13 protein-coding genes and 3 pseudogenes are annotated in these 12,390 nt (G+C 39.1%); 11 read left to right on the top strand and 5 right to left on the bottom strand.

Annotated elements, in window-relative coordinates; translation table 11 throughout:
* Positions 1–12 precede the first annotated feature (12 nt).
* Positions 13–456 (top strand): D-aminoacyl-tRNA deacylase, encoded by a 444-nt coding sequence (gene dtd, locus N8M20_RS02465; protein ID WP_000691419.1) that lies wholly within the window; start codon positions 13–15, stop codon positions 454–456.
* 38 nt (positions 457–494) lie between these two features.
* On the opposite strand, the gene N8M20_RS02460 is transcribed toward dtd, so the two are convergent.
* The 4 genes and pseudogenes from N8M20_RS02460 to N8M20_RS02445 form a co-directional block, all read right to left on the bottom strand.
* Positions 495–908, bottom strand: a complete 414-nt coding sequence (locus N8M20_RS02460; RefSeq protein WP_261078956.1) for a hypothetical protein — start codon at positions 906–908, stop codon at positions 495–497.
* 18 nt (positions 909–926) lie between these two features.
* Positions 927–1,339 (bottom strand): annotated as a pseudogene (locus tag N8M20_RS02455) (hypothetical protein).
* A 119-nt stretch (positions 1,340–1,458) separates the two neighbouring features.
* Positions 1,459–2,169: a nicotinamide mononucleotide transporter family protein gene (locus tag N8M20_RS02450; protein ID WP_261078955.1), complete on the bottom strand. Its 711-nt coding sequence runs from the start codon at positions 2,167–2,169 to the stop codon at positions 1,459–1,461.
* A 119-nt stretch (positions 2,170–2,288) separates the two neighbouring features.
* Positions 2,289–2,939, bottom strand: a complete 651-nt coding sequence (locus N8M20_RS02445; protein WP_261044923.1) for a metal-dependent transcriptional regulator — start codon at positions 2,937–2,939, stop codon at positions 2,289–2,291.
* 111 nt (positions 2,940–3,050) lie between these two features.
* Here N8M20_RS02445 and N8M20_RS02440 point away from each other — a divergent pair, with 111 nt between their 5' ends.
* Together N8M20_RS02440 and N8M20_RS02435 are read left to right on the top strand one after the other, a co-directional pair.
* Complete coding sequence (locus tag N8M20_RS02440) at positions 3,051–3,893, top strand: metallophosphoesterase family protein (RefSeq protein ID WP_261078954.1); 843 nt, start codon at positions 3,051–3,053, stop codon at positions 3,891–3,893.
* 75 nt (positions 3,894–3,968) lie between these two features.
* Positions 3,969–4,406, top strand: a complete 438-nt coding sequence (locus N8M20_RS02435) for an Rrf2 family transcriptional regulator (protein ID WP_261078953.1) — start codon at positions 3,969–3,971, stop codon at positions 4,404–4,406.
* Between the two features lie 56 nt (positions 4,407–4,462).
* Here N8M20_RS02435 and N8M20_RS02430 read toward each other — a convergent pair whose 3' ends face one another.
* A complete protein-coding gene (locus N8M20_RS02430) occupies positions 4,463–5,536 on the bottom strand; it encodes a DUF2974 domain-containing protein (RefSeq protein WP_261078952.1) in 1,074 nt (357 codons plus the stop codon).
* Between the two features lie 155 nt (positions 5,537–5,691).
* On the opposite strand from N8M20_RS02430, the gene N8M20_RS02425 reads away from it, so the two are divergent.
* The 8 genes and pseudogenes from N8M20_RS02425 to N8M20_RS02390 all read left to right on the top strand — a co-directional run bounded on the left by N8M20_RS02425 (position 5,692) and on the right by N8M20_RS02390 (position 12,227).
* Positions 5,692–6,369 (top strand): response regulator transcription factor, encoded by a 678-nt coding sequence (locus tag N8M20_RS02425; protein ID WP_061439697.1) that lies wholly within the window; start codon positions 5,692–5,694, stop codon positions 6,367–6,369.
* Positions 6,362–7,336: a HAMP domain-containing histidine kinase gene (locus tag N8M20_RS02420; RefSeq protein WP_261078950.1), complete on the top strand. Its 975-nt coding sequence runs from the start codon at positions 6,362–6,364 to the stop codon at positions 7,334–7,336. The genes N8M20_RS02425 and N8M20_RS02420 overlap by 8 nt, the downstream gene beginning before the upstream one ends.
* Positions 7,337–8,133: 797 nt before the next feature.
* Positions 8,134–9,645, top strand: a complete 1,512-nt coding sequence (locus N8M20_RS02415) for an ATP-binding cassette domain-containing protein (protein WP_033682171.1) — start codon at positions 8,134–8,136, stop codon at positions 9,643–9,645.
* Positions 9,646–9,935: 290 nt separating this feature from the next.
* A pseudogene (locus tag N8M20_RS02410) lies at positions 9,936–10,346 on the top strand (DUF389 domain-containing protein); the annotation flags it as partial.
* Positions 10,345–10,578: pseudogene (locus N8M20_RS02405) on the top strand (TMEM175 family protein); the annotation flags it as partial. The pseudogenes N8M20_RS02410 and N8M20_RS02405, both read left to right, overlap by 2 nt.
* Complete coding sequence (locus N8M20_RS02400) at positions 10,503–10,844, top strand: hypothetical protein (protein WP_000397556.1); 342 nt, start codon at positions 10,503–10,505, stop codon at positions 10,842–10,844. The pseudogene N8M20_RS02405 and the gene N8M20_RS02400, both read left to right, overlap by 76 nt.
* A gap of 13 nt (positions 10,845–10,857) precedes the next feature.
* A complete protein-coding gene (locus N8M20_RS02395; protein ID WP_001253404.1) occupies positions 10,858–11,181 on the top strand; it encodes a potassium channel family protein in 324 nt (107 codons plus the stop codon).
* Complete coding sequence (locus N8M20_RS02390; RefSeq protein WP_000126416.1) at positions 11,178–12,227, top strand: DUF389 domain-containing protein; 1,050 nt, start codon at positions 11,178–11,180, stop codon at positions 12,225–12,227. Before N8M20_RS02395 ends, N8M20_RS02390 begins: the two co-directional genes overlap by 4 nt.
* Positions 12,228–12,390: the final 163 nt, after the last annotated feature.

Here is a 12,390-nt window from a genome sequence, read left to right as displayed (position 1 = left end):
AGAAAGGCTATTATGAAAATCATTATCCAACGGGTTAAAAAAGCCCAAGTGAGTATCGAAGGTCAGGTTCAGGGAAAAATCAATCAGGGACTCTTATTGCTGGTTGGTGTTGGACCAGAGGACCAAGAGGAAGATTTGGACTATGCCGTGAGAAAGCTTGTCAATATGCGGATTTTTTCAGACGCAGAAGGCAAGATGAACCTGTCTGTCAAAGATATTGAGGGGGAAATTCTCTCTATTTCTCAGTTTACCCTCTTTGCGGATACTAAGAAAGGCAATCGTCCAGCCTTCACAGGCGCAGCCAAACCAGATATGGCATCAGACTTCTATGATGCTTTCAATCAAAAATTAGCGCAAGAAGTGCCCGTTCAGACAGGTATTTTTGGAGCAGATATGCAGGTTGAGCTGGTCAATGACGGACCTGTTACCATAATCCTAGATACTAAAAATAGATAAGAAAGACCAAGCCCAGCCGGCTTGGTTTTTCTTATCTATTATAAAATACTCCAAAATGAAATCGGTTCCTGATAGGCCTTGGGGAAGTCTCTTTTCAGGCTTTGGCTTATGCGATAGGAAGGGATGATGTGTCCTAGGATGAGGAGAGTTCCCTGAAGGAAAAGTGGCACACCACTCAAACATATCAAGGAGAGAATGATCAGGCTATCCCATAGGAGAATCTGCAAGGAAAAACGCCAGAATCTAGGTCTAATCTGGGAATAGAGTTGACTAAAGTAGTCACAAAGCTGGTTGGACAGATAGGTCAATAGCACAGGATGAAAGAAAATGAGCCAACCACTGTAAATCAAAATCCAATCCCAAGTAAGCCCCTCTTTAAATGTCAAGAATGCCAGCATGATTCCATCAATGACAAGAAGTTGAATGGTTTTGATGTAGATGATTTTTTTCATGATAAAACCTCCTTTTCCTTAGAGGCACTCCCATAAAGGGATATGTTTGTCGTAAAAGTCTGGATAGTTTTCTCTTAGGTAGTCAGCCGTCATATAATATAAAGTAGAATGACAAGCAGTGATGAATGGCATAAGAGCGGAAAATCGCTGAGAACTAACGAAGGCTAAGAGCACAAAAAATAGAAAATCAATGGAGAAAACCCCTAAATAGTAGAAGCGAATCTTTTTATTGATTTGAGGATAAATTTCAGCGAATTGATGTTTGAGTCGGACAACCAAGCGAAATAACAGGAGTCCTTGAGTAAGGAGGAAAATAAAACCAGATAGCAAGAGCCACCCCAAGATGTATCGGGTCTTTTGCTGAAAAATGCGAATAGTAGCAAATCGATAACTGCAATTGCTGTAAAATGGATTCTATAGAGTTTTTTCATGACAAGACCTCCCTCTTTTATCTAGCTTCATTCTACTCCAAAAGAATGGGAGTTACAAGTAAAATGATAAAAAATTTTAGTAAGGAGATTCTGTTAGATTTCTTTATTTGATTTGCCTCTTATTGTTTTACTTCTTCATCATTCCAGACAAATAAAGCTCCGATTGCATTGAGGATATAAAAGATGTATTTACCGATATTGGCAAAGTTTCCTTGAATGCCAGCCTTTGTCAGCTGGACGAAATTGTAAATCAACCAAAAGCCCCACTGAGTTGTCAGTTTCAATGCGTTCAAAGCATTGGCAATGAGGGACAGTGCGAAGGCAATAGTTGTTACGTAGGCGAGGAGATTCATCTTTCCTCCATAGCCGATATAGTTGGTCGCAAAGGCAAAGAGGAAGGCGATGATTGAAATGATGATGGCCGCCAATTTTAGTTGTTTTTGGCTCATTTGGTTGGGTCTGCCTTCTTGCGAAGCTTCCCATTTCTTAATCGCAAAGGTATAAATGAGGAAGGTGACGGGATAGGTAATGATGGCCGCCTTATTTCCAAGGATATAATCAATAGCACCGGACAAAATGGTATTAATAATACCAAAGTAATTTCCCCATTTGCTTAATTTTCCCGTGAAACGAGTGGACAACATGGAAATCCCAACGTTGGTTACGGAAATGAATCCAAAGGGAACAAGAGCTGTCCATGGTCCCCAGTCTACGAATTTGTCGAGACGGGAGTTAAGATAGCCAGATGCGATCGCAATTCCAACGACCAAAGCAACTCCGAAGAGGTCAAACCATTTAGATGTCGCAAAAATTTTTAGTGATTTTTTCATAGGTTAAGGTATCTTTCTTGTTTTTTACATCGATTTTATAATAAAATGAAAGCAAAATCAAATGATAGAAATAAAACCCTGAAAATTAAACTTTCAGGGTTAGTGGGGGACTTGAGAAATTAGTTGATTTTCTCGACATAGAGTTGTTTTGCAATGTCCATACTTACTTGTAAGTCCTCGTCTTTACTAAGGATAGTGAAGGTGTTGCTGAAGCCATCAAACTGCTTGACTTGGAGCGAATCACCGATGTGAAGTGAGTGCTTGTCCAGATAACTGAGAATGTCAAAACTATCGTGCACCCGAGTCAGGCGATAGGAGCCAGCTTCCTTGATGTCAGCTAGTGGTAGGTTATTGATTTCAACTAGGAGCTCTCCCTTGGCAGGAATGGTTCCTCCGTGGGGACAGGTTTTAGGGGAACCTAGCAATTTATCCAGTCTTTCCACGAACAGGTCAGAGACAGTATGCTCCAGGACCTCAGCTTCCTCGTGAATCTGGTCACTCGTATAGTCTAAATGATGAACTAGAAAAACTTCAATCAAGCGATGTTTACGGTAGAGCTCAGAGACCAGTTTGAGTCCGAGATCAGTCAGTAGATAGCCACATTCCTTGTCCTTGAGGATGAGATTTTCACTTTTCATCCGTTTAATCATTTCAGTTACGGCAGGGGGAGAGACTTGCATGCGGGCCGCAATTTCCTTGTTGGTAATTTTATGTAGGTCTATGCCAATTTCATAAATACACTTTAGATAATCTTCTTTATTCGGGGTCATTCGTTTCCTCTTGTATAATATCTTTATCTAGTATATCAAAAAAAGCTAGATTTCTCTAGCTGTGACTTTTTATGTTATACTTATTGCAAGAGAAAAAACGAGGAGATGGATATGACGAAAATAGCTCTTCTTTCAGATATTCATGGAAATACCACCGCCTTGGAGGCTGTTTTGGCAGATGCTCGGCAGCGAGGAGTGGACGAATACTGGCTTTTGGGAGACATTCTCATGCCAGGGACAGGGCGTAGAAGGATCCTGGACTTGTTGGACCAACTACCGATTACAGATAGAGTTCTGGGGAACTGGGAAGACAGTCTTTGGCATGGTGTCCGTAAGGAATTGGATAGTACTCGCCCCAGCCAACGCTATCTCTTGCGCCAGTGCCAGTATGTTTTAGAGGAAATTTCCCTAGAAGAAATTGAACTGCTCCACAATCAACCACTCCAGCTTCATCGTCAGTTTGGGGATTTGACGGTAGGAATTAGCCACCATCTTCCTGATAAGAACTGGGGGAGAGAGTTGATTCATACTGGAGCGCAAGAGGATTTTGACCGCTTGGTGACCAATCCGCCTTGTGATATTGCTGTTTATGGTCATATTCACCAGCAGTTGCTTCGTTACGGGACTGGTGGGCAATTGATTGTCAATCCGGGTTCGATTGGCCAGCCTTTCTTTCTAGATGCTCAGTTACGGAAGGACTTGCGCGCCCAGTATATGATTTTGGAGTTTGATGATAAGGGCTTGGTAGATATGGACTTCCGACGAGTGGATTACGATGTGGCAGCTGAATTGCAACTGGCTAAAGACCTCAAACTTCCTTATTTTGAGGTTTACTATGAAAGTCTGGTCAATGGTATTCACCATACTCATCATCAGGAATTTCTGAGAGAATTGGCCCAGAAAGAGGGCTATGATAGGGAATTAGATGCTTGGTTGAAAAGTGGTAACGATTGACATTACAACTAAAAAGGGTATAATAAAAGAAAAAGAAGAGTAGAGGCGGGGTAGCCTCGTAAAAAGGAGAAGAGGATGCAAATTCCAAGTAGATTTACCATTGCGACTCATATGCTGATAATCATTGCCCTCAAGGGGAAGGAAAGCAAGGTGACCAGTGATTTTCTGGCTGCTAGTGTCGGGGTCAATCCTGTCATTATCAGAAAGACCTTGTCTCAGTTGAAGAAGGCAGAGATGATTTCAGTAGCGCGTGGAACAGGTGGGACAGAGATTGTTAAGGATCTCAAGGATATTAGTCTTTTAGATGTTTATCAGGCGGTCGAATGTCTTGGTAAGACAGGTCAACTCTTCAGCTTCCATGACAATCCAAATCCAAACTGTCCAGTCGGAGCTCATATTCATGATGTTTTGGATCAAAAATTGGAGAGAATCCAGCTGGCTATGGAGGCTGAGCTTGGTCAGACCAGTTTAGAACAGGTCGTGGCTGATGCAGAGAGTCAGATGAAGGATTGAATTCTTCTTTAAAACAAAAAAGCTTATGAAAAGGCAAAAACCTTATCATAAGCTTTTTATCTATTCTTCCAGGCTTGGTAACGGGTATCAATCAATAACTGGGTAAGGCGACCCATAGTTTCCCTTTCTTCTGGAGTGAGGGATTGCGCTTGGACAAAGAGATGATGAATGTGTTCGATAGCCTTTAAGGACGACAGGTCATTAATGGAGCTAATACCAGCATCAAGAATAGTGCCAAAGAAGAGGTCGAAGTAGAGCTGAAGTTCCTCGTCAGGGACTGTAGCCACCCACTCCTTGAAGGTTTTGTCTACTTGTTGACTATCACTGTTGATTTTATCCAGTTGGACGAAGTGCTTGTCCTCAATCTGCCAACTAAAGGTATCGTGCTGGGCGATACCACCCAAGGCAGTACTGTGCACGATGATTTGCTGGTTAGGGATTTCCATCATCATACCGATAATGGAGCCTTGAGGGATGAAGACCTTGGTTCTATCCATTATCCCTTGATAGCCCTCAGTTTGTGTCAGTTCTTTGTGGAGGCCAGGCGCATCAAAGGTATAAACTGCTGTGATTTGATTTTGTAAGCTTTGCTCAATTTGACTAGCAGCATAGATGGCTAGATTTCCTCCCTTGGAATGCCCAGCCAGAATGACCTTTTGCTTAGGATGTTGGGCAAAAAAGTTCTTTAAATAGCGAAGGGCATGCTTTTGAGCAGGAATTTCCTTCATATAGGTCAGGTGGAAATCTTCCTTCCAGCCAATGATACTGTCATCTGTCCCACGAAAGACAATCAGATAGGTATCGAGAGTGAGGCGGTAGGTCATAGCCGCAAATTGCTTTTGCAGTTCAGGATCAATGTCGTTGATAAAATGGGAGAGTTTGCAATTTTTGAAGCGCTTGTGTTGAGCTAGTTCATCTAATAGCTGGAGGCGATTTTTGCTGGTCAACATGTTAGATTCTCTTGGGACCTGAGGTGCCAGGTCTAAAAGTCGCTGAGGACTTGCGGAGACCAAATTATCAAAGGAGAGGTAGGTGATTTCTGTTAAGGCTAGAATGTCTAACTCATTCAAAGGAAGGTCGTAAAAGGAATCGTGTGCGACATCTTTCAGATAATCAAAAATATTGGCCATAAGAGCTCCTTTCTTTTTATTTATCTTATCAAATTTCCCTCAAATTAGCTAGTAGGGTTGCCTGTTTGTACTGGCTAAAAACAAGCTGCTTCAAATTCAGTTTCGGACCTTCCAGCATGGAAAAATCTGTTATAATAATAGAAAAGGAGGAGTGCATGCATAAGATTTTATTAGTAGAAGATGATCAGGTCATTCGTCAACAAGTCGGGAAAATGCTCTCTGAATGGGGATTTGAAGTGGTCCTGGTAGAAGACTTTATGGAAGTTTTGAGTCTTTTTGTCCAGTCGGAACCTCATTTGGTCCTTATGGATATTGGCTTGCCCTTGTTTAATGGCTATCACTGGTGCCAGGAGATTCGCAAGATTTCCAAGGTACCTATCATGTTTCTGTCTTCCAGAGACCAGGCTATGGATATCGTCATGGCAATCAATATGGGGGCGGATGACTTTGTGACCAAGCCTTTTGATCAGCAGGTTCTTCTAGCCAAGGTTCAGGGCTTGCTGCGTCGTTCCTATGAGTTTGGGCGAGACGAGAGTTTATTAGAATATGCCGGTGTGATCCTCAATACCAAATCCATGGATTTACATTATCAAGGGCAAGTCTTGAATTTGACCAAGAACGAATTCCAGATTTTACGTGTTTTATTTGAGCATGCAGGCAACATCGTAGCGCGTGATGACCTGATGCGGGAACTTTGGAACAGTGACTTTTTCATTGATGATAATACCCTCTCTGTCAATGTAGCTCGTTTGCGTAAAAAATTGGAAGACCATGGCTTGGTAGGATTTATCGAAACCAAGAAAGGAATAGGGTACGGATTGAAGCATGCTTGATTGGAAACAATTTTTTCTAGCCTATCTGCGTTCCCGTAGTCGTCTGTTTGTCTATCTACTTTCTTTGACGTTTCTGGTATTACTCTTTCAGTTTTTATTTGCCAGTTTAGGAATTTACTTTCTCTATTTTTTCCTCTTGTGTTGCTTTGTAACCATTTTATTTTTTGCTTGGGACATATTGGTAGAAATGCAGGTATATCGTCAGGAAATTCTCTATGGGGAGAGGGAAGCCAAATCTCCTTTGGAAATAGCTTTAGCAGAAAAATTAGAAGCTCGTGAGATGGAACTCTATCAGCAGAGGTCAGATTCAGAAAGAAAACTGACGGATTTGTTGGATTACTATACCTTGTGGGTCCATCAGATAAAGACCCCCATTGCAGCCAGTCAACTCTTAGTTGCAGAAGTAGCTGACCGCCAATTAAAGCAGCAATTAGAACAGGAAATTTTCAAGATTGATTCCTATACCAATCTAGTTTTACAGTACCTGCGTTTAGAAAGTTTCCATGATGATTTGGTCTTAAAGCAGGTTCAAATTGAGGACTTGGTCAAGGAAATAATTCGTAAATATGCTCTTTTCTTTATTCAAAAAGGCCTAAATGTCAATCTACATGACCTTGATAAAGAAATCGTGACGGATAAGAAGTGGCTACTAGTGGTCATTGAACAAATTATCTCAAATAGTCTCAAGTATACCAAGGAAGGTGGTCTGGAGATTTATATGGAAGGCCAGGAACTCTGTATCAAGGATACAGGAATCGGGATAAAAAACAGTGATGTCCTCCGAGTCTTTGAACGTGGCTTTTCAGGATATAATGGACGCCTAACCCAGCAGTCATCTGGACTTGGACTTTACCTATCTAAGAAAATTTCTGAAGAACTGGGTCACCAGATTCGCATCGAGTCTGAGGTCGGAAAAGGAACGACAGTGCGGATTCAGTTTGCTCAAGTGAACTTAGTCCTTGAGTGAGAAGAGAGAATGAGTTTTTACCCAATCTCTTTTTGCTATATTTCAGGATATTTGAAGACTGTTTTTTACAAAACCAATAATAGAATTTTTAATACGGAATATAGTATAAATACTGGTTCAAAGTGAAGTTTTGTATGCTTTATACTTTTGTTGAGTATAAAATCTATAAACTAAGGGTGAATTACAAAAATTAATTTGAGATGAAGTGAATTGTAGACTTGGGAAATGTCTCCTATTCGATTTCAGAATGAATCGTTGATACAGGATTAAAAGAACTGCAGCTTTCTTTTTATTTTGAATGAGATAGGTGTATATAGATTTGTGTAACTGGTGTAGAACTGTTTCCAAGAATTTATTGAATGTATCGAATACACACATCCTATTGATTTTGAACCAGTTTTTAATTTCTAAATGTTATAATAGTTTTATCAAGTAAAAGGAGACTACCATGATTGGAGACAATATAAAATTCTTACGAAAATCACATAATCTGATATAACCAGAATTTTCACGGATTGTGGGTGTGTCACGAAATAGCCTAAATCGTTAGAAAAACTGAAAAGCTTACTTTCAATAGAAGTGTTGGAAATATTCATTTTACATCTATCAAAGAAACATGGGATAGACCTATATTTTACAAAATAGCAAATTATATTTTGAATGATAGTAAAAACTGCAGAACTTGTGTGATTTACAATTATTGCACTCAATGTCTGAGTATCGCACTATCTGAAATAAGGAATAGTAGAGATTGTTCTGAGATATGTAAAAAAACGCATTAGCAAGGAGTATCGTATATGCTACCATATCTTAAAACTATTAGATGGTATCTCTTCTTTAATTTTCTTTTTGGTGTAGTATCGAATATCTGCACAGCTTTGTTACCGTATTTCACGCAGGCATTAATCAAAGGGGATTATCAAGTAGCTCTATATGGTTACTCTATGTCAGTGGCAGGCTATTTGAGTTGTAACTATATCCAAATGATACTTGATTGGAAGCAGGGGATTATCTTTTCGACTACTTTGAAAAATGAGTGGTTTCGTTCACTTCTGGGACTCAGTCACCACGATTTCAAGCAGAAAACAGTAGCAGAGTATATTTCCTTTCAATCTAATGACCTAGATTCGTTGGAAAAGGATTACCTTCCTCCATTGATGAGTTTTATCAAACAAATTTTACGTATCATCATTTACGCTTTCATTATTAGCAGAACAATTAATCCTATTGTATCACTGATTTTAATCTTTTCCACTGGAATTAGTATTCAAATTCCTAAAATCGTTGGGAAGTTGACCGCTAATCGTAGACAGGTTTACTTGAAAAAACAAGGAGATTACTATCGAACTTTGGAGGATTTGCTCATGGGACATCATTTGGTAAATAAACTAACTATGTCGCATTTTTTGAATCAACAAAAGAGATCTCTAAAGAATTTGCAGGATAAGTATTTTAAGTATGGTTTGACAAAAATTACAGGCATCTTATTGACAGGTGTTTCTTTTGAATTCATTAGTCTTGTTCTGTTTATTTATTTAGCCTACTCTCTATCTCACCAGCAACTCGGTATTCCTGAGGTGGTGGCGAGTTTCGGATATATTAATGCTTTTTCTGAACCAATACAGGAAATCCTTTATGATTTACAAATGTTAGAGTCCGTAAAGCCTGTAATCAAGAGTTTTCAAAACATTGTTGGGAGACCCGTTTCAGTTCAAGCACCTCAACATTCTTTTGATACGATTACTTTGAAAAACATTTCCAAACAACTGGGAGAATCAAAATTGATAATTACTTCCGCTACGATTCAAAAAGGGGATAAAATTGCGCTTATTGGTAAGAATGGTTCTGGAAAAAGTAGTCTTCTCAACATTTTAAATGGAACAGATGAAGATTTTGAAGGACAAATTGTGCTAGATGGGCTTGTTTTGGACCATCTTTGGGGAAGATTCGGTATGATTCTGCAACAAGAACATACATTTATTTCGAGTTATGAAAATAATGTAACACTATTCAATAGTTTCAATGAAAAATTCAGAGAAGAAGATTTTGAAAAAATTCCACCACAATCCCTGTCAGGTGGTCAGCAACAACGAATGTATTTAAATCGTGAGAAAAATCGTAAAAATCCATTGCTTATCCTAGACGAACCTTTCTCTGCCTTGGATACTAATCAGTTTAAAATGGAATTGGAAAGAGTTCTGGAACTACCAAGTGCCGTCATTGTTACTTTACATCGCCAAAACGAATTATTAAGTAAGTTTGACCAAGTTTGGGAAATTAAGAATGGAGAACTTGTAATTTTGAAATAGCTAAATTATAAAGAATAAAACGCATAGTATCAAGGTTCAGGAGATACCGTTTTTCCTTCTTCGGATAAGGAAACAAAAATTTCTTGCTTCATCTATCTATTCAATTGATAGATTTCGTCAGAGAAAAACTGTAAAATTTTTGATATAATATAAAGGATGGACTGACGGATACTTAAAAGATAATTTTCAAAAGAATAACAGGTGAGAAGAAAAATATGTAAGATTGGACAGAAGTCTCTCTACCATCATCCATGCAGAAACAAGATTATATAAAATAAAAGGAGTAACCAATGAACGGAAATTATTCAACACGGGAATACCGTGAGAAATTATACGATGACCTTCATGTTCGATTGAGAGATACAGCGATTTTGATGTGTGCAATTTTTATTGCCTCTATCGGTCTAAATATGAATTCAACAGCTGTTATTATTGGAGCCATGTTAATTTCACCTCTCATGACACCGATTGTTGGACTGGGATTCGGTTTAGCTATTTTTGATACGCGTTTAATCAAGCAATCTCTAGAGGTTTTATTGACTCAAGTGTTGGTCAGTTTGCTTGTCTCGACTCTGTATTTCTGGATTTCTCCCTTGTCTTATGCAAGTAGCGAGTTGATCGCACGAACCTCTCCAACCATTTGGGATGTTCTCATTGCTATTGCTGGTGGGATTGCTGGTGTGATCGGTTCAAGGAAAAGAGTTAGAAAAACCAACAACACCAAGTCTTGAAGCTTTTTGGGATTTACGGCAAAATTTCTTTGCTTGTTTTCTTTCCTTTTTCTGGTTGGGATCGTTATGGATGGCACTAAACACATTATGGGAAAAGGTTGAGAAAATTTCCTCAGAAATTATTTGGTGGAATTTGTTTCTACTCTTGGAGCGGCAGGAGTTCTCTTTGGAGAATTTCATGCCATCCAAGATACCAGTCTGAATGATGTGGTGGACCGGATCTATATAAATGTCAAGGATTTACCGTTTCAGTCCTTGGGAGCTTTAGCTAATATCCTGTCTGATGTTAAGAAGGGACTGATTCAAGACAGTCATATCTGGTCTTTCTTCCAGTCATTTTTCAAACAATATCAGTTGATAATCAGCTTAAATCAGATCTATCAGTTTGTCTATCTTTCTCTGATGGAGATCATGTCCTATCTTCACTTTGATTATTGGAAAAAACGGCTCGGTCAGGAGCTAGTATGAATAAGGAGAACAAATGAGACGTTTAAAAATGTTATGGCATATTATACAGGTTACGGGTTTTACTCGGTTTGCTCTGAGTTTTGTGACCTTTGTTTTTGGGTCAGGAGGCGTGCTTTTCCTAGTTGAACCTGCTATCACAAATTACGGAGACGGTCTTTGGTATGCTTTTGTGACTTCGACGACTGTCGGCTACGGGGATCTCCTAGCTGTGACCTTGATTGGAAGGATTACCAGTGTCTTCTTGACGATTTATGGGCTCATATTTTTTGGCTGTTTATCAGCTGTTATTATTAATTATTATACCGATTTAAATAAGGAAAGAGGAGAGGACAAATGACTGCCAATTATTCAACACGGGAATACCGTGAGAAATTATACGATGACCTTCATGTTCGATTGAGAGATACAGCGATTTTGATGTGTGCAATTTTTATTGCCTCTATCGGTCTAAATATGAATTCAACAGCTGTTATTATTGGAGCCATGTTAATTTCACCTCTCATGACACCGATTGTTGGACTGGGATTCGGTTTAGCTATTTTTGATACGCGTTTAATCAAGCAATCTCTAGAGGTTTTATTGACTCAAGTGTTGGTCAGTTTGCTTGTCTCGACTCTGTATTTCTGGATTTCTCCCTTGTCTTATGCAAGTAGCGAGTTGATCGCACGAACCTCTCCAACCATTTGGGATGTTCTCATTGCTATTGCTGGTGGGATTGCTGGTGTGATCGGTTCAAGGAAAAAAGAAGCAAACAATATCGTGCCAGGAGTAGCCATTGCTACAGCTTTGATGCCGCCTATCTGTACTGCTGGCTATGGTTTAGCTAATGGGAATGTACGATTTTTATTGGGGGCTCTCTATCTTTTCTTGATCAACTGTGTCTTTATCATGCTAGCCAACATTGTTGGAACAAGAATTTTGATGAGAAAATCTCCTTTAACTTCATTTAAAGAGCTGAGCATTAAAATGAGAATTGGCTTGATTTCTTTGATTGTATTGTTGATTCTTCCAGCTAGCTATTCGGCAGTTACTCTGACAATAGAACAAGCGCGCAAAGAAGGGATCAAACAGTTTGTAGGAAAAGAGTTCGCCAATTATACGGTTATTAATCAAGTCTACAAGTCAAGTAACAATGAATTGGTCTTGACGGTTGTTGGAGATCCGATTTCAGAAGAAGAATTAGAAACACTCCACCAAAAACAAGCCTCTTACGGTATTCAATCTGTTCAATTGAAAGTGAATCAAGTTCAGAACTCGCCAACATTAGATAGTGAAGCGACCAAGGAATTTTATGAAAACATTGACAAGTATATTGATCAAAAACTCTCTGAAAAAGATTCACAAAACGATCTCGTAAAAGAAAATGAAGCAGACAAGGATTGAGGATACTGACTTTATCTAACTTATGAAAGTAAATCTTGTGTGGTGCTTTGACCAATCACTACTAGCTCAGATTAAATAAAATATAAAGGCTCTTTGTCAACTGTAGTGGGTTGAAGAAAAGCTAATATCTAGAAAGGACAAATTTCGTCCTTTCTTTTTTGAT

It is taken from the genome of Streptococcus mitis (genome assembly GCF_946190275.1).
Taxonomy (GTDB): domain Bacteria; phylum Bacillota; class Bacilli; order Lactobacillales; family Streptococcaceae; genus Streptococcus; species Streptococcus mitis_DC.
This window is presented reverse-complemented; position numbering and strand designations above follow the sequence as displayed.